Annotated in this window: 21 protein-coding genes and 1 pseudogene; 14 read left to right on the top strand and 8 right to left on the bottom strand. The window is 65.8% G+C overall.

The genetic code is table 11. From position 1 onward, the window contains the following. Positions 1-22: 22 nt before the first annotated feature. The 14 genes and pseudogenes from AADZ78_RS27050 to AADZ78_RS26985 all read left to right on the top strand — a co-directional run bounded on the left by AADZ78_RS27050 (position 23) and on the right by AADZ78_RS26985 (position 17145). Positions 23-532, top strand: coding sequence for a pullulanase (locus AADZ78_RS27050; protein ID WP_085252959.1), 510 nt, complete (start codon positions 23-25; stop codon positions 530-532). Positions 533-768: 236 nt separating this feature from the next. Further along, positions 769-1095, top strand: coding sequence for a WXG100 family type VII secretion target (locus tag AADZ78_RS27045; RefSeq protein ID WP_085252958.1), 327 nt, complete (start codon positions 769-771; stop codon positions 1093-1095). 55 nt (positions 1096-1150) lie between these two features. Next, positions 1151-1441, top strand: coding sequence for a WXG100 family type VII secretion target (locus tag AADZ78_RS27040; protein WP_085252957.1), 291 nt, complete (start codon positions 1151-1153; stop codon positions 1439-1441). A 75-nt stretch (positions 1442-1516) separates the two neighbouring features. Continuing rightward, positions 1517-2350: an ESX secretion-associated protein EspG gene (locus AADZ78_RS27035; protein WP_085252956.1), complete on the top strand. Its 834-nt coding sequence runs from the start codon at positions 1517-1519 to the stop codon at positions 2348-2350. Positions 2351-2471: 121 nt separating this feature from the next. Next, positions 2472-3413 (top strand): annotated as a pseudogene (locus AADZ78_RS27030) (MinD/ParA family ATP-binding protein); the annotation flags it as partial. Continuing rightward, on the top strand, positions 3413-4903 hold the full coding sequence (gene eccD, locus AADZ78_RS27025; protein WP_085252954.1) for a type VII secretion integral membrane protein EccD: 1491 nt from the start codon (positions 3413-3415) through the stop codon (positions 4901-4903). The pseudogene AADZ78_RS27030 and the gene eccD (AADZ78_RS27025), both read left to right, overlap by 1 nt. Continuing rightward, a complete protein-coding gene (gene mycP, locus AADZ78_RS27020) occupies positions 4900-6540 on the top strand; it encodes a type VII secretion-associated serine protease mycosin (RefSeq protein ID WP_085252953.1) in 1641 nt (546 codons plus the stop codon). The genes eccD (AADZ78_RS27025) and mycP (AADZ78_RS27020) overlap by 4 nt, the downstream gene beginning before the upstream one ends. After that, on the top strand, positions 6537-8075 hold the full coding sequence (gene eccE, locus AADZ78_RS27015; protein ID WP_085252952.1) for a type VII secretion protein EccE: 1539 nt from the start codon (positions 6537-6539) through the stop codon (positions 8073-8075). The genes mycP (AADZ78_RS27020) and eccE (AADZ78_RS27015) overlap by 4 nt, the downstream gene beginning before the upstream one ends. Positions 8076-8122: 47 nt before the next feature. After that, on the top strand, positions 8123-9922 hold the full coding sequence (gene eccA / locus AADZ78_RS27010) for a type VII secretion AAA-ATPase EccA (protein ID WP_085253041.1): 1800 nt from the start codon (positions 8123-8125) through the stop codon (positions 9920-9922). Positions 9923-10082: 160 nt separating this feature from the next. Then, entirely contained in the window at positions 10083-11423 is a 1341-nt protein-coding gene (gene mycP / locus AADZ78_RS27005; protein ID WP_085252951.1) for a type VII secretion-associated serine protease mycosin, read from the top strand. Next, positions 11420-12808: a type VII secretion protein EccE gene (gene eccE, locus AADZ78_RS27000; RefSeq protein ID WP_085252950.1), complete on the top strand. Its 1389-nt coding sequence runs from the start codon at positions 11420-11422 to the stop codon at positions 12806-12808. The genes mycP (AADZ78_RS27005) and eccE (AADZ78_RS27000) overlap by 4 nt, the downstream gene beginning before the upstream one ends. Before the next feature lie 74 nt (positions 12809-12882). Then, on the top strand, positions 12883-14265 hold the full coding sequence (locus AADZ78_RS26995; RefSeq protein WP_085252949.1) for a PPE domain-containing protein: 1383 nt from the start codon (positions 12883-12885) through the stop codon (positions 14263-14265). Between the two features lie 11 nt (positions 14266-14276). Beyond that, positions 14277-14612, top strand: coding sequence for a YbaB/EbfC family nucleoid-associated protein (locus tag AADZ78_RS26990; RefSeq protein WP_276063535.1), 336 nt, complete (start codon positions 14277-14279; stop codon positions 14610-14612). A 304-nt stretch (positions 14613-14916) separates the two neighbouring features. After that, positions 14917-17145 carry a secretion protein EspK gene (locus AADZ78_RS26985; RefSeq protein ID WP_085252947.1) on the top strand — a complete coding sequence of 743 codons (2229 nt, stop codon included), beginning with the start codon at positions 14917-14919 and terminating at the stop codon, positions 17143-17145. Between the two features lie 185 nt (positions 17146-17330). On the opposite strand, the gene AADZ78_RS26980 is transcribed toward AADZ78_RS26985, so the two are convergent. From AADZ78_RS26980 to eccCb, 8 genes are all read right to left on the bottom strand, one after another. Continuing rightward, positions 17331-18131, bottom strand: a complete 801-nt coding sequence (locus AADZ78_RS26980) for a hypothetical protein (protein WP_085252946.1) — start codon at positions 18129-18131, stop codon at positions 17331-17333. 102 nt (positions 18132-18233) lie between these two features. Then, positions 18234-19769, bottom strand: a complete 1536-nt coding sequence (eccD, locus tag AADZ78_RS26975) for a type VII secretion integral membrane protein EccD (protein ID WP_085252945.1) — start codon at positions 19767-19769, stop codon at positions 18234-18236. Further along, positions 19766-21973, bottom strand: coding sequence for a MinD/ParA family ATP-binding protein (locus AADZ78_RS26970; protein ID WP_204903289.1), 2208 nt, complete (start codon positions 21971-21973; stop codon positions 19766-19768). The genes eccD (AADZ78_RS26975) and AADZ78_RS26970 overlap by 4 nt, the downstream gene beginning before the upstream one ends. Positions 21974-22088: 115 nt before the next feature. Then, complete coding sequence (esxA, locus tag AADZ78_RS26965; RefSeq protein WP_085252511.1) at positions 22089-22376, bottom strand: type VII secretion system ESX-1 WXG100 family target ESAT-6; 288 nt, start codon at positions 22374-22376, stop codon at positions 22089-22091. Positions 22377-22409: 33 nt separating this feature from the next. After that, positions 22410-22712: a WXG100 family type VII secretion target gene (locus AADZ78_RS26960; protein WP_085252510.1), complete on the bottom strand. Its 303-nt coding sequence runs from the start codon at positions 22710-22712 to the stop codon at positions 22410-22412. Positions 22713-22803: 91 nt separating this feature from the next. After that, on the bottom strand, positions 22804-23910 hold the full coding sequence (locus AADZ78_RS26955) for a PPE family protein (protein WP_085252531.1): 1107 nt from the start codon (positions 23908-23910) through the stop codon (positions 22804-22806). A gap of 43 nt (positions 23911-23953) precedes the next feature. Then, a complete protein-coding gene (locus tag AADZ78_RS26950) occupies positions 23954-24250 on the bottom strand; it encodes a PE family protein (protein WP_085252509.1) in 297 nt (98 codons plus the stop codon). Positions 24251-24386: 136 nt separating this feature from the next. Beyond that, on the bottom strand, positions 24387-26165 hold the full coding sequence (eccCb, locus tag AADZ78_RS26945; protein ID WP_085252508.1) for a type VII secretion protein EccCb: 1779 nt from the start codon (positions 26163-26165) through the stop codon (positions 24387-24389). Between the last annotated feature and the right edge of the window lie 48 nt (positions 26166-26213).

Raw genomic sequence — 26213 nt, 5'->3', positions numbered from 1 at the left:
GCGGCGCCGCGTCCAAACGGTCGTGGAGTACTGCATGGGCGCCAACGACGGCTCGGCTGCGATCTGGAATCGGGCGCCCGACCTCGACTTGGACGATGACGGTCGGCTCGACGCGATCGGCCTGGACTTCGACGGTGACGGCATGCGCGACGACGCGCTGGCGGACCTCGACGGTGACGGCGTGGCCGACCACGCCGTTCTCGACCTCGATAACGACGGCACTCCGGAAAGCTTCTTCACCGACGACGGATCGGGCACGTGGGCGGTCGCCGTCGACCACCGCGGCTCATTGCGGTGGTTCGGGCTTGACGGCGTCGAGCACACCGGCGGTCCTTTGGTCGACTTCGACGGCCACGGTCAGCCCGACGACCTGCTGCTTGATGCCGACGGTGATGGGATGGCCGACCGGGTGCTGTGTGCCGGCGACGATGGCGTAACCGGATACGTCGACACCGACGGCGACGGTCGCTGGAACGTACGGTTGACCGACACCGACGGCGACGGCAGCGCCGACGGCGCCACCCCGTTGTGAGACCCAGCTAACCTGCGGAGACAGGGTGGCCGCGCCACTGGGCGCTCTCACCGGCAATGCCGAAGTCAGCGTGCGCCTCCACCGTTTGACACGCGGTCAATTCTCGTGTGTGCTAAACAGCCTGTTCGGGCCGGGTGTAGCCCTGGGGAGAAGTGAAGTGACAGCTGGTTGCGGTTGTTCTAGTTTTACCCAGATCCCGGTCCGGGAAGTGCAATTAATTGAGGGAGACGTAAATAATGGCAAATGCGACGGTCGTCACTCCGGAACTGCTGCGGAGCACCCAGCAACGAATTGAAGCGCGATTGCAGGAGGCCGCTGCGATCGCCAACCAGTATTTGAGTGGCCACGAGAACATCATCAGCGCCACCGGGTGGGCCGGCGATGCCGGCGCGACGTCCCTCAACACCGCCGGCCAGATCCACCACGACCTGCAGCAGATCATGACCGGCGGGCAGCGGCTCGCTCATGGCCTTGGTCAGGCGGCAGTGCTGATGGAAAACCACGAAGCCGACGCCTCCCACAACCTCAACGGTGTCTTCGGCGGTGGCGCCCACGCCGTCTAGGTCGAGCGCTGCCGTCCCCATCCCCACGGACCTATCCAAGTAAGGAACCACTGTCATGGCAGATCAGATTGTGTACAACCACGGCGCCGTCGTCGGCTTCGCCGGCGAGGTCGGGTCGCAGGCAGCACAGTTGATGGAAATCCACAGCGATGTCCTCAACCTCACCCAGGCCCTCGGTGACTTCTTCCAGGGACACGGCGCAACCGCCTTCTTCGATGCCCAGCAACAGATGCTGCGCGGGCTGGAAGACCTGATCCAGACCGTCAGCCGGCACGCCCACACCGTGCATAACGTGGACGAGATGGCCCAGGCGTGTGACGCACAGATGGGCACGTTGTTCGCGTAACAACTGTCAAGGACTTGTGAAGAGGCTTGGAGGGCGCACGCGGCGCGTGCGCCCCCGGCCTATGTTGAGGACACCGTGTTAACCACCACCGTCGATGGGCTATGGGCCCTGCAAGTGCTCACGGGCATTGAGACCCTAGCGCCCGAGCTCGGCCTGCGGCCGTACCTGCCCAGCGTGGAACCCAAGCGCCTGGCGTTGGAACACCCCGTGACGGCTGACTTAAGGGCGGCAGGGATTGTCGACGAGTCGGACACGGTGGATAGCACTGTGGTGGAGTGGTTGACCGTCCTATCCCGCCGCGACATCTCGCTATTCATCCAGATCCGCACGCCCGGCGAGGACGAACCGGCGCGGGTGCTGCTGGCCAGATTCGCGCAGTGGTGGGTGGTCATGGAACGGTCCGCCGATCTCATCCGCATCAGTGGGGCGGGAACCGCCAACGCAGAAGGCGTAGCCAGCACCTTGCTCACGGCGCAGATCGAGCGGCTGTGCGGAGAAAACACGGCGGCAGCATTGCGGCCGGTCACCCTGGACGCGGACGCACTGCGCGCGGCGGCGTCCAATCAAGAGGCGTTGGGCGCCTTCTTGGCCGATCAGCGGCTCGAGGCCGATCAGCTACGGACGCTGACGGTCGCCGCCGATCCGAGCCAGTCCGCCCAGGCCTCGATCGTCGCGATGCAGTCCGGCGTGGCGACCGGCCGGGCCCGACGGACACACATCGACGGGAGCGCGGTAACCATCATCGACACCCCGGAAGGACGGCTGGTCGCCGAGGACGTCCTTTCCGCGGGGAAGAAATGGATGATCATCGCGCCCGGGACAAAGAGCAACATTGCCGCCGCGATCAACCACATGGTGCGGCGCTTGCCCGCCGATCAAGAATGGTATTCGTACCGAAAAGTTGTGTAGTTGAGAGGTATCGTCAAGTGTTAGTAGTTGTGTCGTGACAAGTTCATGGAAAGCGGCATCAGCATCTCCTGATGAAGCCGGGACTACCCAGCCAGAAACACCCGGTGCGAGTTACCATCATCAGAATTCCGTGTCGGGTACATTACGCATCTCCGATATGGTTGCCCCTCGCAAAATCCCGCCCGGTGCCGGGTGGCGAAAGCTCCTATACGGTGCATCTTTCCGAACCGTAAACCTGGGCGAATCGCCAGCCGAAAGACATTACCGAGAATTGCAGGGGCGGATCCGGCGCCACATCCGCAAGCAATATGTCATCGGTGTGGTCTCGGGAAAGGGTGGCGTCGGAAAGACCACGATGACCGCATGCATCGGCGCTGTGTTCCGGGAATGCCGGCCGGATAATGTCGTCGCGGTCGATGCGGCACCCGGCTTCGGAACGTTAGCCGGACGCATCGACGAATCCCCGCCGGGAGATTACTCGGCGGTTCTGAACGACACCGATGTCCAGGGCTACGCGGACATCCGGGAACACTTGGGGCAGAACAGCATCGGCTTGGACGTGCTGGCCGGGAACCGCGCGTCGGACCAGCCGCGACCGCTGGTTCCGTCGATGTTCACCGGAGTGCTGTCGCGGCTGCGGCGCACACATACCGTCATCGTGGTGGACACCTCTGACGACCTCGAACACCCGGTGATGAAAGCCGTGCTCGATTCCTGTGACACGCTGGTTTTCGTGTCCGGCCTGACGGCGGACACCTCGCTACCTGTGACGCGCGCGATCGACCTATTGCGTTCGATGGGTTACCACGAATTGGTGTCACGCAGCACGGTCGTATTGAACGACAGCCGCAATAAATACGATCCGGACGCGCGGAGCTATCTCACTGAGCGTTTCGGTCAGTCCGGGGCGACCGTGGAATTCATGCCCTACGATCCGTATCTCGCAAAAGGCGGGATAATCGACACCCGGCACGAGCTGAAGAAAAAGACGCGCCTACGGCTATTCGAAATCACAGCAACGCTGGCCGACAAGTATGTTCCAGATGCTAACAGGCCGCGTTAATGGCCAAAGTTTCGTTTCCGGCTCGTTGTGCCGTTGCTGTCGTATGTGGAGAGCACCTCGTCTCGCAGGTATATCCGGCATCCGTGCCGATCGAGGTGTTCATTGACAACGTCGTCGAGCTGCTTAACGACGAGCTCAAGCGCCGGGGCCTGCCCGGGCTGGTGTCGGGCGTCGGATACGAACTGCACAAGGCAAACGGCGTGCGCCTGGACGTCACCAAAACCCTCGATGAACTCGGCGTCGAGGACGGCGCCACGCTTGCCCTGGTTCCCGCGGCCGAGGGTGAGTCCTTCGAACCGCAGTACGAATCGTTGTCCACCGGGCTGGCTCGGGTCGCAAAGTCCCTCTTCGAACAGGTCACGGTACAAACCGCAGCGCACACGGCGTTGGCCATCCTGGCCATGGTCGCGGCGACGGTATTGGGATTGGCTGTGCGCCAACGCCTTTGCAGCGACTCCCTGATGCCCAGCATCGTTACCGGCAGTGTTGGTCTGCTGGCCGCCGGTGGCGCTGTTGCGGTGTGGCGATGGTGGCCGCAGCGCGACGACATGCTCGATGGGTTCGGGTGGCTAGCAGTGCCGTTGCTCGCGGTAGCCATCGGCGGCGTCGCACCGGGCAACCTCGGGTCCGCGCACGTATTCATCGCGGCACTCGCGGTTGGGGTGCTGACGTGGGGTATTGCCGCGGCGACGCGCCGCCACATCGATGTGGCGTCAACGGTGGTGACACTGTGCGGACTCGGTGGTGCGGTCGCCGCCGTCAGGATGTGGTGGCCGGTTCCTAGCCAGTGGCTCGGCATGTGCACGCTGGTCGGTTTGCTGCTGGTGCTTACGCTGGCCCCGACGATTGCACTTTGGGTGGCCCGGATCCGGCCTCCATACTTCGGATCCATCACCGGACGTGACTTGTTCCGTCGCAGCGCCGGTTTGCCCGCCGACGCGGTTTCACCGGTGACCGACGCGGCTGAGGGCACCGAGGACGACGTCAATCCCGACACCACGCCGCGCGGGGCTCGGATCGCGGCAGCCGCGGTCCGAGCTAATCACGTGTTGACCGGCATTTGCGTCGCGGCCGGGCTGGCGCTACCGGCCGCGGTGTGGGCCACCCTGATGCCGGGTCGCGACCGCGGTAACGCGGCCGCGCTGCTGGCCGGGCTGTTCGTGGTGATCTTCATCAGCCGCGGCCGGGCGTTCGCCGACAAGCGGCAGGCCGTGGCTCTGGTGTGCGGTGCCGCCGCGGCGACCTGCGTGGGTGTTGTCAAATACGTTGTGCACGAACCCGCCGCATCGGGTCACTCGATGCCGTGGGGTGCGCTGGTGCTGGTCGCATTCGGCGGCGCCGGCTTGCTGTCGGCGCTGCTGGTGCCGATTACCAGGTTCACGCCACTGGTGCGGATGACCGCGGAATGGCTAGAGATAGCAGCCATTATCGTCGCGCTGCCGCTGGCGGCCTGGATCGGTGGACTGTTCACCTGGGTGCGCATGCGATGACCCGTCGATTGACCAGGCGCGTCTCCGCGCTGGCAGGGGTGGGCGTGCTCGTCACAATGCTAGCGACCCTTCCTGCAGCACAAGCGATTCCGCCGCCGAGCGTCGATCCCGCCCGAGTGCCGGCAGACGGCAAGCCGGGACCGGACCAGCCGATGCGTCAAAGCAATACCTGCGCGCGAACGATAACCGTCGCCGATCCCAACCTGGCCGTTACCGCACCAGGTTTCACGATGCTGAACATCAGCAAGGCCTGGCAGTACTCGACCGGCAACGGGGTGCCAGTGGCCATCATCGACACCGGGATCAACCCCAGTCCGCGGCTGCGGGTCGTGCCCGGCGGCGACTACATCATGGGCGGCGATGGTCTGATGGACTGCGACGCGCACGGCACCATCGTGGCATCGGTGATCGGCGCCGCCCCGCAGGGCAGCCCGGTGCCCGCCCCGATGCCGAGCGCTCCGGCGTTTCCTCCGCCGGCAGCGCCGCCGGCGACCGACTCGGCGCCACCGCCTCCGGGAGGACCACCGCCGCCACCGGCGCCCCCACCGCCGCCGACCCCGGTGACCATCACCGAGACGAAACCGGCACCGCCACCACCGCCGCCGCCGGATGAACCCTCCAATGCCCCAGGGGATCCGGGCAACGGCCCGCCCGACGATCCCGAGGTGCCACCACCGCCCCCAGGCGCGCCCGACGGCGTCGTCGGCGTCGCGCCGCATGCGGTGATCATGTCTATCCGCCAGTCGTCGCGTGCTTTCGAACCGGTCAATCCGGGGCCGGGCGACATGGAGGTGCGCAGGAAGGCCGGATCGATCGCGACCCTTGCCAGCGCAATCGTGCACGCCGCCAACATGGGCGCCAAGGTGATCAACATCAGCGTGACATCGTGTGTGTCGGCGGCTGACCCACTCGACCAAGGCGCAATCGGCGCGGCAGTCTGGTACGCCGCCACCGTGAAAGACGCGGTGATCGTCGCCGCGGCTGGTAACGACAGCGAAGATGGCTGTGCCCAAAACCCGTTGTTCGATCCGTTGAACGCGACCGACCCCCGCGACTGGCATCAGGTCAAGACGGTGTCATCGCCATCCTGGTTTTCCGACTACGTGTTATCGGTTGGCGCGGTGGACAACACGGGCGCCCCGATCACTAAGAGCCTGGCGGGGCCATGGGTGGCCGCCGCGGCACCTGGCGTCGGAATCATGGGGCTGTCCCCGCAAACCGGAGGGCCGGTCAATGCCTACCCGCCGATCCACCCGGGTGACAAGAACATGCCAATCTGGGGTACCAGCTTCTCAGCGGCCTACGTCAGCGGGGTGGCCGCGTTGGTACGGGCCAAGTATCCGGGCCTGTCGGCCCATCAGATCATCAACCGGATTGTGCAGACGGCGCACAACCCGCCACGCGGCGTCGACAATCAGGTCGGTTACGGGGTGGTCGATCCGGTGGCGGCGCTGACCTTCGATGTGCCTGCGGGCGAGCGACTTCCACCCGCGGCGCACAACCGGGTGCTTACGCCGGCCGCCCCGCCGCCCCCGCCCGACCACCGCGCCCGCAACATCGCGATCACGTTCGCCGGTGTGGTTGTGGCTGCGGTCGTAATGGCATCGCTGATCGCCCGCGTTCGGCGGGAGCGATGAGCGCCGCGACCAGGCTGGCGGTCATCGTCGGCGTCTTTGTAGCGACCCTGGCGGGCTGGGCGGTCGACGGATACCTCGGCGCCGCAGCCGGTTTGGCGATCGGATTGGCCTCCGGCGTCATACCCTGGCGAGGTCAGCCGTTGTGGTCATGGTTGATCCTGTGGCTGCAGCGCAGACGGCCTATTCAGTGGACCGAGCCGCGTACGGTGGCCAACGACCGTGCCGGAGGCGGCGTCCGCTTCCAGGACGGCGTAGCTGTGGTCGCGGTGCAACTGCTCGGCAAGGCCCATACGCCGACCTTGTTCACCGGAGCGACCGCGGCGTTCACTGAAAATGCCTTCGACATAACCGATTTACAGCCGATGCTGTGTCAAAGCCTTGGGTTGCAGGTGGATTCGCTCAGCGTGGTCAGTGCGGGAGCCCGACGGCGAAGCACCGGTGATTACCCGCGGGTGTACGACACGCTGATCGGCACACCACCGTATGCCGGTCAGCGGGAAACCTGGCTCATCGTGCGCATCTGCGCGCTCGATAACGCCGAGGCATTGCAATGGCGCACCTCGGTTGGTACCGCGACCCTGGCCGTCGGGCAGCGGATCAGTGCTGCCATGCGACAACAGGGCATCCGCGCGAAGGTCGCGACCGCTACCGACATGGTCGAGCTGGAGCGAAGATTGGGACGTTCGGCGCTCCAGGTGATGAATAGGCGGTGGCGCTCGGCCCGTGGCGACGGCGGTTGGTTGACGACCTACTGGTACCGGCCGGGCGACATCACGACGGAGAAGTTGGCACAGGCCTGGTCGGCGCGTGCCGACGGAATCATCCAGAACATCACGCTTTTCGGTGACGGCACCGCCACCGCAAGCTTGACGGTTCGCAGCGCACAGCCACCGACGGCACCGCCGAGCATGACGCTGCAGACGTTGCCGGGCGAGCAGGCCCAGGCCATCTCGGCCAACATGTGCGGTCCTATGCCAGCGCTGCGCGGAATTCGCAGGGGGCGGTTGAACGGTCCGCTCGTTGTCCCGATCGGGCCGTCGGGGGTGCTGCTCGGCAAGGTCGGTGGGGGAAATCGGTTGCTGTTGCCGTTGGACGATCCCGGGGAGTTCAGCCGCGTGCACATTGCCGCCGAGGATGCGTTGGCCAAGCGGATTGTCGTGCGTCTGACCGGAGCCGGCGAGCGTATCACGGTGCATACCCGAAATATGCAGCGGTGGAACAGCGTTCGGATGCCCGACATCGTCGTCAGCGATCGGGCCAAGCCGGTGTCGGGCACCACGGTCAGTGTCGTCGACGGCACCGTTACCCCTGCGCCCCGTCCGAACACGCTCATCTCCGTCGGCGAACCGGATGCGCCCTACCGGGGACACGCCAATGTCCTTGTGACGCAGACGGGTACGGCGACGATAGCAGTGCGGGCGGCAGGTCAGGTGCACACGGTGGAGGTGGAGTTGTTTCGGGCCGAAAACCGCTACGTTTCGGCCGAGCCGACGCATCTGCGAAGCGCAGAGCGCGAACCAGTGGACACACCGTGACCGGCGCCACCACAACGGCCGCCGCACGCAAGCGGTTCGATCAGGCAATGGCGTTGTTAGACACCGACATCACCGCGGCGCGGGCGCGGTTCTGCGAGGCTACCGAGATCGACCCTTCGATGGCCGACGCCTGGCTCGGCCGAATCGCCGCGGGTGATGAGGCATTGTCGACGGTGCAGCAACTCTACGGCTACGGGGCCCGGCTGCACCGGGAGACCAATCGGCTTGGTGTGCGACTGTCGGCGCCCATCAAAGCCGGCCCGTACCTGTCGATTTCGGTGACCGAGTCATCGCACGCGGGCCTCGCATTGGCGAGCGCACTGATCGACGATCGGCAGTACGAGAAGGCCGAAGCGTTGCTGGCGGATTCGTCCTTGCTGGACACCTGGGAGAATCACCAGTGGCAGCAGCACATCGAGGCCTACTTGATGTTCGCCGCCCAGCGCTGGCCGGACGTGATCTCGGTGGCCGCGACCGTCTTGCCGCCTCAGGCGATCATCATGTCGGCGGTGACCGCGGCAACCAGCGCGCTGGCCGCGCATGCCGCGGCTCATCTAGGCCAAGCGCGGGTCGCGCTGGACTGGACCGACCGGGTGGAGGTGCGGGCCGGGCGTGCCAGTCCCACGGAGTCGCGTCGCGACCGTAACGATGCTGCTGTCACCGCAATCGATCCCAACGACTTTCCGTTGATCGCGGCCGATCTGGCTTACGTGCGGGGGATGGCGCATCGCCAACTCGGTGAGGAGCACAAGGCGCAGGTGTGGTTGTCCAAGGCGACGATCAATGGTGCGCTGGTTGAATCCGCGAAACATGCGCTGGCCGACCCCACCCTGCAGCTGGTGGTCACCGACGAGGAAGCGATCGCTACCCGGTCCAACAAATGGGACGTGAGCACGCAGCGGTCCGCACAGCAGCGGACGGAAGCCGAACACGAAGAACGGCGCAACGAACTGCTGGAACAGGGGCGTGCGCTTCTTGATAACCAAGTCGGGTTGGCCGAAGTCAAACGCGCGGTCGCCGAGCTGGAGGATCAGATCGAGGTCCGGGCGCTGCGGCTGGCCGCCGGCTTGCCAGTGGCCAATCAAACCAACCACATGCTGTTGGTGGGACCGCCCGGCACCGGAAAGACCACCACGGCCGAGGCGCTTGGAAAGATCTACGCGGGGCTGGGAATCGTGCGCCACCCAGAGATCATCGAAGTCAAGCGGGCCGACTTCTGCGGCGAGCACATCGGCGCCTCCGGCCCGAAGACCAATGAACTGATCAACCGCTCCCTGGGCCGCATTTTGTTCATGGACGAGTTCTACTCACTGGTAGAACGCCACCAGGACGGCCGCCCGGACATGATCGGCATGGAGGCGGTCAACCAACTCCTGGTGGCACTCGAGGTGCACCGGTTCGACTTCTGTTTCATCGGTGCGGGATACGAGAAGCAAGTTGACGACTTTCTCACCGTCAACCCGGGTCTGGCGGGCCGGTTCAACCGGAAATTGCGGTTCGAATCCTATGCACCCGACGAGCTGGTGGAAATCGCGGTTCGCTACGGCAAGCCGCGGGCCACGGTCATCGAGCCCGCGGCCGCCGAAGCGCTGAACAAAGCGTGTACGACGTTGCGTGCCTACACCGCACCCGACGGCACGCACGGCGTCGACGTCATGCACAACGGGCGGTTCGCACGCAATGTGGTCGAGCGTGCCGAGCGGCTGCGGGATTCGCGGGTGGCCGCCCAGCATCGCAGCGCGAAAGGCTCGGTCACGCTCGAGGATCTGCAGACGCTGCGCACCCAGGATGTGATCACCGCGGTGCTCGACGCGTGCGCGGAAAAGCATGTGCCGATAGCGCTTTGAGCGTGCGGACAAGGCTTGAACGTGAACCTACGGCGCACGCAGAGCCGCGATCGATGCCGGGACGCATACTCGATTACTGGAGCTACTCCGTTAACGCGCCCGTTACGTCTAAACTGCACGCAGGGCAGCAACGCGGCGAAATGAACGGAGTGATTCGGGGGTGCACCGGATCTTGCTGATGACGCTGGCGCTCGCGTTGCTCACCGCGCCGCCCGCGTTGGCCATCACTCCACCCGCCATCGACCCGGGTGCGGTGCCGCCCGATGTGACCGGACCCGATCAACCCACCGAACAGCGCGTCCTGTGTTCGTCGCCCACAGTCCTGCCCGATTCCAGCTTTCACGATCCGCCATGGAGTAACACGTATCTGGGTGTGGCCGCCGCCCACAAGTTCGCGACGGGGGCCGGGGTGACGGTGGCCGTGATCGACACCGGCGTAAACGCATCACCGCGCGTCCCGGCCGAGCCGGGTGGCGATTTCGTCGATCAGGCCGGCAACGGGTTGTCCGATTGCGACGCCCACGGGACGCTCACCGCGTCGATCATCGCGGGTCGACCCGCACCCACCGACGGGTTCATCGGCGTCGCGCCGGACGCCCGGCTATTGTCGTTGCGCCAGACATCGGAGGCCTTTGAACCGATCGGGACACAACCCAATCCGAATGACCCCAACGCCACCCCGGCGGCCGGATCCATCCGCAGCCTGGCCCGCGCCGTGGTGCATGCCGCCAACCTCGGCGCCAATGTCATCAACATCAGCGAAGCGGCCTGCTACAAGGTGAGCAGGCCGATCGACGAGGCCACGCTGGGCGGCGCCATTAACTACGCGGTCAACGTCAAGGGCGTGGTGATCGTCGTTGCGGCCGGCAACACCGGGGGCGACTGCGCTCAGAATCCGCCGCCCGACGCGGCTACACCCGACGACGCGCGCGGCTGGAACAAGGTGCAGACGGTGGTCACGCCGGCGTGGTATGCACCGTTGGTGCTGACCGTCGGCGGTACCGGTCAAAACGGGGTGCCGAGTTCGTTCTCGATGCACGGGCCGTGGGTGGGGGTAGCGGCGCCAGCGGAGAACATCGTCGCGCTCGGCGACCACGGCGACCCGGTGAACGCGCTGCAGGGCAAGGAGGGTCCGGTCCCCATCGCCGGTACCTCGTTTGCCGCGGCGTACGTCTCTGGTTTAGCGGCGTTGCTGCGGCAGCGGTTTCCGGATCTGACCCCGGCGCAGATCATGAACCGAATCACCGCCACCGCGCGCCATCCCGGAGGCGGAGTCGACAACCTCGTTGGCGCCGGCGTCATCAACGCTCTCGCGGCGCTGACGTGGGACATTCCGCCTGACCAGGCGTCGACCCCCTATAACGTCCGGCGTCTTCCGCCTCCGGTCATCGCGCCGGCCCCCGATCGTGGACCGATCACGGCCGTGGCGCTGGCCGTTGTCGGCCTGGTGCTGGCCCTCGGCTTGGGTTCGCTGGCCACACGGGCCATGAGGCGTCGATGAGGAACCCAATACGGCTGCGGTTCAGCACCGGGCACACATTGATCGTCGCGGCGCTGGGCCCGCCGGTTGTCATGCTGTTTATGCACACGCGTTATTGGTGGGCGGGCGTGGCGATAGCGTCGGTAGGTGCCGTCGTTGCCTTCGTCACCTTCTATGGGCGGCGGGTAACCGGTTGGGTGGCAACGGTCTACGCGTGGCTTCGTCGGCGCCGCAAGCCGCCGGACGTCCCGTCCGAGCCCGTCGTCGGCGCCACCGTGAAGCCGGGGGATCACGTTGCGGTGCGTTGGCGAGGCGAGCATCTGATCGCCGTCATCGAACTCAATCCCCGTCCGTTCACGCCTACAGTCATTGTCGACGGACAAGCCCACACCGACGATGTGTTGGACACCCGACTGTTGCAGGAATTGCTGTCGGTGCACTGTCCCGACTTGGCAGCTGATGTCGTGTCGGCCGGTTACCGCGTAGGCAAGACGGCATCGCCTGATGTGACGGGCCTGTACCAACAGGTGATCGGTGCAGACCCCGCTCCGGCGAACCGCCGGACCTGGATCATGCTGCGTGCTGATCCGGAACGCACCCGCAAGTCGGCGCAACGGCGCGACGAAGGCGTCGCCGGTCTGGCCAGGTATCTGGTGGCCTCGGCGACACGCATCGCCGACAACTTGGCCAGCAACGGTGTCGACGCGGTGTGCGGACGCAGCTTCGACGATTACGACCACGCCACCGATATTGGCTTCGTACGAGAGAAGTGGTCACTGATCAAGGGACGCGACACCTACACAGCCGCCTACACCGCGCCCGGCGGCCCAGACTTGTGGTGGTCGGCGCGCGCCGACCACACCATCACCAGGGTCCGAATAGCTCCCGGGATGCCGCCGCAGACCACGGTGCTGTTGACCACAGTGGATAAGCCCAAGACGCCGCGAGGCTTCTCTCGCCTGTTTGGTGGCCAGCGTCCCGCGTTGACGGGCCAGAACCTCGTTGCCAACCGGCACTGCCAGCTGCCGATCGGGTCCGCGGGTGTGCTGGTCGGTGAGACGGTCAACCGGTGTCCGGTCTATATGCCATTCGACGACGTCGACGCGAGCATCAACCTGGCCGACGCCCAGACATTCACTCAGTTCACCGTGCGCGCCGCGGCCGCGGGCGCGATCGTCACCGTGGCACCGTCGTTCGCGGATTTTGCCAGGTTGATCGGCGCGCAGGTGGGGCCGGTGGCCAAGGTGGTGTGGCCGCATGCGACGACCTATCTCGGGCCGCACGCCGGCATCGACCGCGTGATTCTGCGGCACAACCTGATCGGCACGCCGCGGCATCGTGAGTTGCCGATTCGTCGGGTGTCCCCTCCTGAGGAGAGCCGCTTTCAGATGGCCTTGCCGAAGTAGCCCGAAATTTTTGGTGCATAGACCGCCGGCTCCAGCGACGATAATGGCTGTAGCACTTAGGAGGATGATTCGAGATGTCTCAGCCGCAGACGCTGACGGTGGATCAGCAGGAAATCTTGGCGCGGGCCAACGAGGTGGAGGCCCCGATGGCCGAGCCGCCCACTAACGTCCCCGCCGCGCCGTGCACCCTCACGGCCGCACAGAATGCCGCCGAACAGCTCGACCTTTCAGCCGAGAACATGCGGACCTTCCTCGCGGCGGGCCATCGGGAACGCCAGCGCCTGGCGACGTCGCTGCGCAACGCGGCCAAGGCCTACGGCGAGGTTGACGACGAATCTGCCACCGCCCTGAACAGCGACGGCAACGGGACCGTGGAGGCGGAATCGGCGGGGGGTGCCGGGGGGGACAGCTCGGCGGAGCTACAGGACACGCCGCAAGTGGCGGCGGCGGGCGATCCCGGCTTCACGGATCTCAAGACCGCGGCAACGAAAATCGGGTCAGGCGACCAAGGCGTGTCGTTGGCCGACTTTGCGGATGCCTGGACCAAGCTCAATTTCGCGTTGCAGCGCGATGTCAAACGTTTCCGGCCCTTCGACAATTGGCAAGGCGACGCAGCGACGGCGTGTGAGGCTTCCCTCGATCAACAACGTGAGTGGATTGTCTACATGGCGCAATTGGCCGCTGCATTGGCTAAGCAGGCCAATTACATTGCGCAGCTACAATACTGGGCGCGGACGAACCATCCCACGCTGGCCGACATTGAGTCCCTCGAGCAGGACATGAAAGACCCGAACAAGAAGTCCGCCGCAATGAAGGTCTATGCGGAATATCAGTCGAAGTCGGAGCAGGTGCTCAAGGAGTACAACGACAAGGCGAACCTGGAAGCGATCAATCCGAAGAAGCCTCCCGCTGCCATCAAGATCGACCCGCCACCGCCTGCGCAGCCGCAAGGTTTGATCCCGGGCTTCCTGATGCCACCCAGCGACGGCTCCGGCGGTGGCATGACGCCCATGACGCCCATGGCGCCGATGGCTCCGACCGCAGGCGCGGGCGGCGGCATGCCGGCCGGGGCCGCGGCTGAGCTGACGGCGGCCGGGCGCGAGGCGGCGGCGAGCCTGCCGAGCGACGTGTCGGTCAAAGCGGCATCGCTCGGCGGCGGTGGTGGTGGCGGGGTGCCATCGATGCCGTTGGCACCGGCTACCGGTATCGATGGCGAATCCGTGCGACCAGCTGCAGCGGGTGATCTCAGCGGCGCAGCCGCAGGCAGGACAGCCGCCGGCAGCGGCATGGCCGGTGGTGGCATGGGAATGCCGATGGGCGCTCACGGCCAGGGCCAGGGTGGCTCCAAATCCAAGGGCGCCCAGCAAGACGACGAGGCGCTTTACACCGAGGACCGGGCGTGGACCGAGGCCGTCATCGGTAACCGCCGCCGTCAAGACAGCAAGGAGTCGAAGTGACCAGCTTTGAAATGGACCCCCACGTCGCACAGGCGCTAGCCCTGGCGGCCCGGTTTCAGGCGGCTCTCGACGGGACCCTTAACCAGATGAACACCGGATCTTTCCGTGGCGCTGACGAAGCCGAGACCGTCGAAGTGACGATCAACGGCCACCAGTGGCTCACCGGTGTCAGGATCAAGGATGGCCTGCTGAAGGAGATAGGCGCGGAGGCGGTCGGTGCGCGAGTCAACGAGGCGTTGATGAACGCGCAGTCCACGGCGAGCGCCTATAACGATGCCGCGGGGCAGCAACTGACCGCGGCGCTTGAGGCCATGTCTCAGGCGGCGGCAAACAACCGGCTGGTCTAAGCCGACTCACGTAGCCGGCATTTCGGACCGTTTTCACACGCGGTGGATAACCGTGCGCCGAGTGCGCATACGGGCGCATCCAGAGGACGTCCGCGGGCGACGGCGCGCCTTGTTGTGGGGCCGGTCCCGATCGCCAAATTGCCGCATCTAGCAGGTCTTAACCTCGGTTAGGCTTGTTAAGCATGACGTCCGGTACCACTGAGCGGTCGACGCGACACAAGACCCCGGTCCGGCGCTGCAGGGCGGGTGGTTACCCGACAGGTCTCGTCGATGCGGCCTGGCTGTTGTTGGAAGGAAAGTAGCAATGGGCATTCCCAGGCCGACGGGTGAGTATGCCGGTCAGATGCTCGAGCCAGGCGGATGGCCGGAAACCGACGAGGACACGTTCTACGACCGTGCGCAGGAGTACAACCAGGTTCTGCGAAAGGTCACCGACGTGATGGACGCCACCCGTCATCAACAGGTGGAAGTCTTCGAGGGTGGGGTCTGGTCGGGCGGGGCCGCTACTGCTGCCAACGGTGCCCTCGGCGCAAATCTCAATGAAATGAGCACGCTGCAGGATTATCTGGCCACCGTTATTACCTGGCACCGGCATATCGCTGGATTGATCGTGCAAGCCAAATCGGAAATCGGCAACAATGTCGACGGCGCTCAGCGGGAAATAACCGTCCTGGAGAATGACGCCGATCTGGACGCCGAGGAGCGGGAAGCCGCGATTGATGCGTTGGTCCGCGCGACTCATCAGGCCAATGCCAGCCTGGTCGCCGAAACCGCTGAACAAGTTCTGGCGTCCAAAGACTGGAAACCGCCACACAATGCGCTTGCGGACCTGCTGTACCAAGTAACACCACCTACCCCGGAAATTCCGACCCTGGTGGTACCCACACCGGACACGCCATCCCCAGTCTTTCCGACCCCGAAGCCTTTCGAACCGACGCCGGCCAACCCGATCACACCGATCAACCCGACGCCGGTCACACCGGTGAACCCCACCCCGGTCACACCGGTGAACCCCACCCCGGTGACGCCGATTACGCCCGTCCCTCCGGTCACGCCGGTCAACCCGGTGACGCCGGTGAACCCGACCCCGGTGAACCCGGTTACCCCGGACGGCCCAGTCACCCCGATAAAGCCAAACCCGGTCGCACCGGTGCAACCGGTTCACCCGACACCTGCACCAACTCCGGCGCCGGTCAACCCGGCGCCGGCCCCGGTCCCACCGGCACCCGGACCTGCGCCGGCGCCAGCTCCGGTGGGGCCGTCGCCGGATCAGCCGTCGACCCCGTCGACCCCGGGCTCACCGGGGACCGAGCCGGCGCATGTGAAGCCGGCGGCGGCAACCGAAACACCCACGGCACCCAGTCATCACGGAGCCCCGGGCTCGGGATCCTCGCGGGACGACTCATCCGCGGCGGTGGCTCCAGCCGCGGCGGGCGGCATGCCGGCCGGCGCGCCGCGGATGTCCGTCGGATCCGGCGGGGCGACCGGGTCGGCGACGGCTAGCCCGAGCTCGGGGACGGCCGCGGCATCGGGCGCGGGATCGCGCGCTGCCGGTGGGCGGGCGCCGCTAGGTCCCGCCGGCAAGGCGCCGACGACGGTGACCCCGCGGGCGGCGTCGGCGCGTACCGCACCTCCCACGCGCCCGGCGCCCCCACCCGAGCGCGGTGACGACCGAGACAAGGAAAAGGCCGAGTCGGTGGATCACGTGACACCGTCTCCGTCGGTCCCCGTTTCGGCGGCACGCAAGGCGCGTGACGCCGTCGCCGCCGCCTCTCGCCGAAGCAGCAAGGACGATCCGCTGCGGTTGGCGCGACGTATCGCTGCCGCGCTGAATGCGCCCGACATTCGCCATGACGACGACTACGGGTTCTTCTGGATCACCGCGGTGACCACCGATGGCGAGATCGTGGTTGCCAATAGCTATGGGCTGGCCTACATACCCGAGGACGTGGAGTTGCCGAACAAGGTGTATATGGCCAGCGCCGATCACGCGATCCCTGCCGACGAAAAGGCGCGGACCGCCACCTACCCGATGCTGGCCGTGCAGGGCTGGGCTGCGTACCACGACCTCAAGCTGAGGGCGGTGATCGGGACCGCCGAGCAGCTGGCGAACTCCGATCCGGGCGCGGCCAAGATCGTGCTCGAAGCCGACGACATCCCGGACAGCGGCAAGATGACCGGCCGGTCTCGTCTCGAGGTCGTCGACCCCTCGGCAGCGGCGCAGCTGGCGGACACCGATGATGTGCGGTTGATCGACCTGCTGCCGCCGGCACCGGCTGCTGATAATCCGCCGGACGACGAGCGGCACATGTTCTGGTTCGACTTGATGAAACCCATGACCAGCACGGCTACCGGTCGCGAGGTCGCCCACCTGCGAGCGTTCCACGCCTTTGCGGTGCACGCGCAGGAACTCGCCCTGCACCAGGCGCACGGCGCTGCTGACCCAGAGGCTCAGCGTCCCGCGGTAGCCGACTGGATGTACTGGCGATACGTCGCGGGACTGCTCGATAGTGCGCTGAGCGACGCGCCCTGAGCGGCGGGGGCCTGATGGTCGATGCTGGGCTTTGAGCGGGAACTCCGGGCGGAAAAACCGGCCCGATCCCGCCCTGCACGCACGATGAAAGTCCGGATTTCGCAGTCGATCTCAAGGATTGACAAGGATTGAGGGGAAGGACTGAGGTCCATCCAACGGAGCCGTGAGCATAACGCTCACGGCTCTTAGATCGGTGCTGCGACCGAACTTGCCGACCCAGAACCGCTGGCTGGGCCGGAGGGACCCGGACCCGCTAGGGGAACACTGCCCAACATTTGGGCGCTTGCGGCGGTCGTGGCGGCTTCGTCACGCGCCTCGCCCTCGGCCTGCGCCTCGTCATCGTCGTCCTGCTGCTCTTCATCGGCCGGCTTGGTGTCGCTGACGAGCTCCGCCGGCGCGGCGGCACCGCCCTGCGAGCCTTGCTGGCCGGCCTGCTGCGCGCTTTGAGTGATGGTCTGCACGATGGGCGACATCTGCTGGCCCATCTGGGCGGCCTGTGGGGCCAGCTGAACCGCCTGCGGCACGGTCGCAGCAACTCGCGGCGACAGCTCAGCGACCTGCTGGCTCACCGCCTGGCCGACTTGCGATGCCACACCTCCCGGGGCGCCCAGCAGTTGTGCGGCTGGCGCGCCCAACGCTTGGGCGGCGTTGGCTGCGAGGCCTCCCGCGGCGCTGGCTCCGAGCGTTTGGCCGGCCGACTCGAAGCCGTACTGCTTCAATGCCTCACCCAGCGATTGGTCGGCTTTGGTATAGATGTCAGCCGCCGTGGACATGCTGGTCGCCGTCCGCTTCAGCGCCGCTGTGACACCGGGCAACCCCTCGGATACCAGTGATTCAATAGCGGGCATCGTCTCGTTGATCGCCGCGGACACCGAATCCGTTCCAGTCGCCGTGATCGGGGCTGGAGCCGTCGGAAAGACTAGGTCGGCGAGTTTGCTCCCTGCCGCAATCAGGCGAGCGGGATCGACGGCCAGTGGTTCAGCCATCGCAAGATCCCTTCTGTACGTTACCCATCGAGCAAATTTTACCCGAGGTGACGGAGCCCCAATTGCGGCAATTTTCGCGCCGTCTTGAGGGATGCCGGCAGGTCAGAATCGGATATTCCGGACCATGTCGTAGACACTGGTGATCCATAGCAGCAGCGGAATAATCGAAGCGACCATGGCGCCGTCGACCAATTCCAGAAGCCGCTTCATCACCGGCGAAACGCGGCGAACCTGCGCCATCGCTCCGATGATCACCAACGCAACCACGGCCACCCCGAGGTAGATGGACAGCATCATCCACGCGTAGTGCGGGTACCAGAAGCTGAGCTTGGCGGTCAGGCCCGTCGGAATGACGACCGCCGCAGCCAGCAACGCCCATGCACACCAACGTTCGGCGTAGAGCCGGGAGCGGAACCCGCAGATCACCGCGATCAGACATGCCACCACCAAGCTGTGGATGAAGAAGTGGCCGCGCACCACCACGGCGATCGCACCGGCAGCCAGGATTAGTGTCCCGGCCGTCACGTACCCGATCAGCAGCTGCTTGGCTAGTTTGCTGCGTTCGGTGAGGCGCGCGGCGGACGCCGGGACCGACGCGATGATGGCCTGCCAGGTCGGCGTCTCGTCGCTAGTGGCCTGGTCGGCCGCGACGGGATCGAGCAATTCCTCATTGTCCACGGTTTCCCCCGGAACCGGAATCGGCGGCAAGGCGATCCGGGCTACGGCGACGGTCAGCTTGGCCGCATTCGTGACGATGAACAGACCGAATGCGAGCGCCCCGGCCGGCACCCAGCGTTGGTATCCGTAGCCATAGGCAATCGCGGAAATTATGGCCGCGATGATCGCGATCACGACAAACGATGCCAGCTCATGACGTTTACGCGGGCCGCCGCGTATCAACAGGGTTAACAGCAATACAGCGGTGGCGGCGCCGGCAAGCTGCGGCGGTCCCAACGAACTGACGTCGCGCGGCAGTGGGGTTGCCATTGCCGCGGCGGCGGCGATCAGTGGGTATCCCGCCAGCAGCAGACACTCGGAAAGATGCGCATTCTGGTAGAACCGCCCTGCCACGAAGCTGGCAACCAGCACCGCGATTCCCGCTAGGCCCACCGCTAGCGGCCAGAACAGACTGCGCCCGGTCGTCCACCACGCCCACATCGCAACAGCGGTGATCGGCACGGTAAAAAAGGGGATCGCAACGGCGATAAAGCGATCCAGCGCCGCGCGATCGAACTCCGGCGATTCGTCGAGCACCGCGATCGCGTCGATGACGTCCTCGACCAGCGGTCGATACCGCTCTGTCCGGCTTGTCGATACCAGGGTCAGCAACGAACCGTCGACAACGCCGGCTTCGTCGAGCGACTGATCGAGCTTCAGGGGTGGCGATCCGGGCCGCGCGAATGTCCACACGCCCTGGGCGGCGAAGTCGAAGCCGGCCAGGATTTCCGGCGGGGTGTCTTCCAGTAGGTCGGCGAGCACCGCGACGGTCTCGTCGATGTAGGTTTCCATCGGCACCGCCGCTGGCAGCACCAAGTCGGTCATCCGCTTACCGGTGAGGATCGTGACCCGCGTGGTCGCAGGTCTGGCGGGAGTTGTCCCCGCGGCGGTCGAGCCGGCAGCAACAGCAGGTGCGCTCAACGACGTCCAGCCCTTTCAAAATCGTCGGATAGAGCCGCGGCCAGCTCGAGGACCCGGCGCTTGTACAGGGGGTCGAGCAGGTCAAGCTGAATTTCGGTTCCGGCCGCAATGTGCTTGTCCCATGGCAACAGGACGACGCGGCCGGGTTGAACCTGACGTTCGAACTGTCGCACCAACTGCTTCTCCGCAATGTTGGTTTCTCCGAGTGCGACATGGTTGATCACCACACAGGCGCGGTTCAGCAGATCCTGATAGCCGTTGTTACGCAACCAGTCCAGCGCGATGTCGGCCTGCCGGGCGCTGTCGACCGAAACGTTGGTCACGATCACTATCGCGGACGCCGTTTCGAGCACGCCGAGCGTCACCGGGTCGAACAGGCCAGCCCCGCAGTCGGCCAAGACGAGGTTATAGAACTTCGACACGGTATCCACCGTGCGACGCAAGTCCTCGCCGCTGAGCCCGCGCTTCGCGGCCGTGTACTCGGCTGCGGGCAGTATCTCGAGATTGGCCGAATTCACGCTGGTGTGTGCGCGGATGTCGTTGTAGTGCGATAACTCCTTGTCCGCCAACAGATCCGCGATAGATGAAGGCGAAGAGCGGCCCGCGCGCTCGGCGAGGTTTCCGGCGCCCGGATCCGCGTCGAGCACCAGGATTCGATCGCCCCGCACCTGCGCGAGTGTCGTGCCCAAAGTGACTGTCGTAGTGGTCTTCCCGGCACCGCCTTTGAGACCCAATATTCCGATCTGATAGGAACCACGAGGCCTTCTGGCGATCCGGGTACACAGGTCCAGCTCGTACTTCTCGTCGCGTGACAGGCCGAAGTTGATTCGAGTCAACGTGTGGACCCAGCGCCGCCAGCCCCGCTTCGACACCAACTTGGCGGGCTTCTTGGTCGCCGGCGGCGGGCCTACCGGGGCGGGCCCGACCGGGGCTTGCGCCGGCACGCTGGCGGGCGGTGGCTGGGGTGGCGAGATGATCGGCGCGGCAGCCGCCGCGGCCTCCTCGGCGCGCCGTCTGGCACGGCGACCAACTATGAGATCGGGTGCGGAGTCGCCGAGAGGTGCCGTTGCGGCACGTGTGGGCTCGGCGGGCGGGGCGAGATTCGAGTCACGTTGCTGCAACCAGGCGAACGAGGGCGCCGGTGCGCCCGGCGCCGATCCGGGTGCTTCGTTGTCGGTTTCGTCGCGATAACGATGACGGCGTGGGCGCCGGTGTTCTTGCGGAGGCTCGGACGCCGGTTCAGGTGGGGGCGCGGCGGGTTGCGCGGGCCCGCCGATCCGGACGCGGCGCGGTAACGGCCCCGGCGGCGCCGGCGGCGCCGGCGGCGCTTGCGGCGGTCCGTTCGATGGCGGCGGCGGTGGCTTGGGCGGTGCTGGCGGGGAGCTGGCCCTCGGCGCATGAGCCGACGGTCGTTGCGGCGGTGCCACCGCGGCGCGCACCGGCCCGTTGGATGTTGGCGGTGGCGGTGGTTGGGGAGGGGCCTGGGGGGGTCCGCCGATTGGCATCCTCGGAGTACCGGTTTTCGGTGGAGCTGACGCTCGTGGGGACGGGGGTGGCGGCGTGGGGGGTTGGGGAGGGGCCTGCGGCCGTCCGCCGATGGGCATGGGGGGTGCCGGTGGTTTGGGCGGAGCACCCGTTGGTTCGGCCGAAGCCAGTGGCGGTTCGGGTGGCGCGGGTGGCGGTTCGGCCGAAGCCAGTGGCGGTTCGGGTGGCGCGGGTGGCGGTTCGGGTGGCGCGGGTGGCGGTTCGGGTGGCGCGGGTGGAGTTGGCGGCGGTCCGCCGATGGGCATGGGGGGCGCCGGTGGTTTGGGCCCAGCTGCGGCGGGCCCGGCAGTTGCGGTTGCGGCGGACGGCCATTCGGGTGGCGCCAGCGGTTCGGGCAGCGGCGGCGGCGGTTCGGGTGGGGGCGGCGGCGGTGCGGGTGTGGGCGGCGGCGGTGCGGGTGTGGGCGATTGCGCCCCGCCGCCGATTGGCATTGGAGCCGGCGGCGGTTCGGGTGGCGCCGGCGGAGGCTCTACCGGGGACGTAGGTGGTTTGACCGCGGCCGGCGGAAAGGGCTGCGACCAGTCGATCGGCGGCGGCATCTCGCCGTTGGGCTTAGCAGGTGGCGGATACGAATAATCCGCGTCGAAATCCGACTGCGCATCCTCCGGAGGCCCCGTACCCTCGGCTGGCCGAAAGAGTTTGTCGTAATCGGCCGGCATCAGAACCTCTCCGAAGTTCGTCAATAGAACAAAGCACGAGAAGGGGCGAGATCCCCCGAGGGGTCGAACTCGCCCGATCTCGTGCTTCGGTATTCTACGCGAACGCCGGATCGGCCTATGCGAACATCCCGGTGACGTTGCCTTCGGTCGACTGCATCGCCTGGCCGGCCTCGCTGATGGTGCGAGCCAGGTTCTGCAGCGCGTTGTTCAGCTCCTGAGCGGTGGCATCCCACTTCTGCTGAACGCCCTGGTAGGCCTCCGAACCGCTACCGCCCCAGGCCGCCGCGAGCTTGGTCAGGGACTGCTTCCCCTCGTCGAGAAGAGAATGAATGCTGGTGACATTTCCCTGAATTGCGCTCGATGCGGCTTCAATGCCCGCGAAATTCCACTGCTGCTCTGTCATGTTTTTGCTCCGTTTCTTTTGGTATATGGGGAATTAGAAGCCCATTTGTGAGGACAGCGCCTGCTGCTGCTCCTCGTCGGCCTTCGAGTACTGGACGCCGGCCTGACGAATATTCGTCGAGATCTCGTCGAGTTCCGCCTTTTGCTTGTTGGCCGCCTCTTGGAAGCGCACCACCGCGGCCTGGGCCGCCTGGCCTGCCGCGCCCTGCCACTGACTTTGCAGCGTCGCCGCGGTCGACTCAACCTGGTCGATCTGGGTCTTCAGGTCGCCCGAGATCCGCTCGAAGTTACCTGCCTCCTGCGCGAGGGTAGCGGCATCGGTCTTCATCTCTGCCATGCTGGACTACTTTCTCTCTTTCTATTCCTCGCCAAATTCTGGCAAGTCTTCCGGCCCCGGTGGCCGGGAAGTCTGTTGTTGGTGTGGGCGCTCACCAGTCGTCCTCGTCGTCCCACTCTTCTTCGTCGTGTTCGTCGCGCTCCTGGACGAGCGGCGTCGGCGCCGCCAGCCCTGGTCTGGATGAACCACCGGAGCCCGCGCCCTGGCCCATCGCGCCGGCACCCACTGGGGCGGCACCGCCCGTTGCCGATGATCCGGCGGCTGCCGCCGGCATCACCGCAGCAGTGGCGGGCTTGTCGACGAGCCCGGTCATCAGCGGCGTACGGGCCAGCGTCCCGCCGGCGCCGGGCAGGGTCTCCCCGCGTAGCAGTCCCGCGCCGGTGCTGGGGCCCGAGCCCCCCGCCAATGGGTGGTTGGACAGCGGACTGGTGCCGAGCAGACCCATCTGGGCGCCTTCGTCCTCGCCCAGCCCGCTGCCGGGACCGCCTGCGCTGCTACCCATTTGGCTGAACATCGAGCCCGCCTGTTGCATCGGCTGAGTCAGCTGCTGCATTGGGCCGCTCATCTCCGCGACTTGCCCCGCCGTCGCCTGGAGTTGGTCGGCGGGAACGCCAGTGACTCGGGACGCCATCCCGAGGATCGGGTTCGATGACATGCCCTGGCTGGTCCCTGGATCCAGGATGGCCGTCATCGGCTCGAGCTTTTCGAACAGCGTGTTGGCCAAAGTCTCGGCCTGGTACACGTCCATCGCCACGGCGGCCTGGGTCCACATGCGGATGAAGTAATCCATCTCGTTGAACGCGATCGGGACGGTGTTGATACCGAAGAAGTTCGTGGCCACCAGGACCGCAGTGGTGATGTGGTTGGCAGCGATCTCGGCTAATGACGGGGTGGTCTCCATCGCTTGCGTGTAAGCGGCGGCCTGCGCCGTTGCCTGCATTCCGCGCGTCTTGGCCTGCGTCGACGCGGTCTGCAGCCAGGTCACCATCGGTAGCGCGGCGGCAATCGCCTTATCGCTGCTTCCTCCGGTCCACGCCTCGCCCAGAGAGTTCAGGCGGGAAGTTAGCTCGACGGCCTGAGCGTCGAGGGCTGCCGCCAGTGCCGCCCACCCCGTCGCTGCAGCCAGCATCGGAGCCGGACCCGCGCCGGCCATTAGCCGTGCGGTGTTGAGCTCCGGCGGCATTGCGTGCCACAGCATGGTGATCACTCCCCTCTGGTTGCGATGTCGGATGGGTGGACTGCTAGACGATGACTGCGGCAGCGCAGTCGTCGACCTCGGAATAGGTGCGGGCAATCTGGTGGACCACTTCGCCGGCCCGGTACAGCTCGTGTTGGGCCGAGGAGTTCGAAGCCAGCGCCTGGACGCCGTCGGATGCGAACGCCGTCGCCGCCTGGGCCGAGACTTCGTCGGCCCCTGCGGGGACCAGTCCCGTCACCGACGTCAACGCCGCGGCGCCGGCCGCGGCACCACCGAGCGCGTTCTCGCTCAGTTGAGTGCCGATGTCGGCAGCGGCCGCATCGTGTGACATTTCGTCCATTTGCTTACTTGTTCTCCTTTTATTTGTGTTCCCGACACAAACCGTTCGGTCATAGCCGGAAACAACTGCCGGACAGTGCTTCCCGGGGCTCAATTTGGTGAGCTTCCGGGCTCTGCGCCGGTGCGATGAAATAATCCTAACTGGGGGTTGGGGGTGCTGCGAACACTTCTTCTGGAGGCTCAATGTAGGGGGCCTGGATGACCTCCTTGCCGTCTGGTGAGACCAAAAATGCCTGGCCAGGAGGCCGGCGCTTGACCTTGAACTCGCTGGACGGGAATTCCTGCTTCTCGCCGGAAAGGAACATTGTCGGGGCGCCGGACCCGAATGCGGCGCCGACGAACTTGTCCATCGTGGCCTTGTACGCCTGACTCATCTGACAGGTCACAATGATGTGCAACCCGATATCTGGCGCGGCCGGTAATAGTGGCGCTAGCGGTGCCATCGGTGGCATCCCGCCGGCCGCACCGACAATCATGTGCCAATCGTCGACCAGAAGCACAACGTCGAATCCGCTCCACCAAGAACGCGTGCGCAGTTGTGCCGTCGTCAGGTCGGTCGGTGGCAACCGCTTCTTCAAGTTGACCGCCAGCGCTTTGACGGCCTCGTCCAGACTCGCACTGTTGCGGTTGATTGCGCCGGCGGAGAGCAGATGGCTGTCCGGCACCGCATCGAGCAAGCCCGAGCGGTAGTCGGCGAGCATGAACCGCACCTGGTCGGGACTATTGCGGGCACAGATCGCTCGCGCGATTGCATGGGCGATGGTCGTCTTGCCCGATTTGGCCGCACCGAATATCAACAGGTGCGGGTTGGAATGCATGTGGCTGTAGGCCGGGGTCATGTCCGTCTCGCGCAGTCCGATCGGGATCTCCCAGCGAGTGCGGTAGTCGGACTCGGGGCCGGGAGGGTTCGGGTCGAGTTCGTACAGATGGATCCGCTCCGGCAGCACCCGGACCGGAGGCGCCTTCTCGGTGTGCTGAGCCGCGATCTGGGTCACTCCCGCGGTGATCGCCTCCACCAGGTTCTCGGTGCTGTGTACACCGTCAAACCTGGGCACACCAATCATCAAGTGGTGCTTCTCCATTGACACTGCCCGACCCGGACGATTCGCCGGGATCTCTCGAGTAATGCGGTCGATCTGGGTTTCGTTGACGTCGCCGAGCCGGAACTCGATCTTGGTGCCGAGATAGTCGCGCACCCGCGACTTCAGTTCCGTCCAGCGCGGCGTGGCGATGATCACGTGAACACCGAACGCGAGCCCCTGAGTCGCCAGATCCTGGACCTGTGCTTCCAGGTCGGGGAACTCACCGACAAAACCCGGCCACCCGTCGATGATCAGAAACACGTCGCCATATGGATCGGCCGCCACGGGCTGGTTGGGATCCTCGCGCAGCTGCCGATACATCGCCATCGATCCCACCCGGTGTTCCTTGAACATCGTTTCTCGTTGCCGCATAACGGCTTGCATCTCGGCGATCACACGGTTGACCTTGTCGGGCTCGGACCGGTTGGCCACCCCGCCGACATGCGGCAGGTGCTCCAGATAGATCAGACCGCCGCCACCGAGGTCGATGCAGTAGAACTGGACATTGCGCGGTGAGTGCGTGGCGGCCGCCGACATGACCATTGTTTGCAGCAGCGTCGACTTCCCGGTCTGCGGCGCTCCGCCGATGCCGATGTTGCCGCCAGCTCCGGAAACGTCGACGCCCCATACTTCCTGGAGATGCCGACGCGGTTCATCCATGATCCCCAGGGCAAACCGCAATGGTTTTCGCAGCGTGTCGCGCGCGACCAGTTCATCGAGTGGCGTCGGATTGGTCAGCGGCGGCAGCCACATCTTGTATGCACGCGATTCAGCCGTGCTCAGCTGGTCCAGTACCACCTCGCGCAGCGCCCGTGTTTCAGGTTGGGTGGTCATCGCGTGAATGCTCCCCCGCGAGCGGGTGGGGGTACCTCCCACTTGTGG

It is taken from the genome of Mycobacterium riyadhense (genome assembly GCF_963853645.1).
GTDB lineage: Bacteria > Actinomycetota > Actinomycetes > Mycobacteriales > Mycobacteriaceae > Mycobacterium > Mycobacterium riyadhense.
Note: the sequence above shows the minus strand (reverse complement) of the source record. Positions and strands in the feature narration are given on the sequence as shown.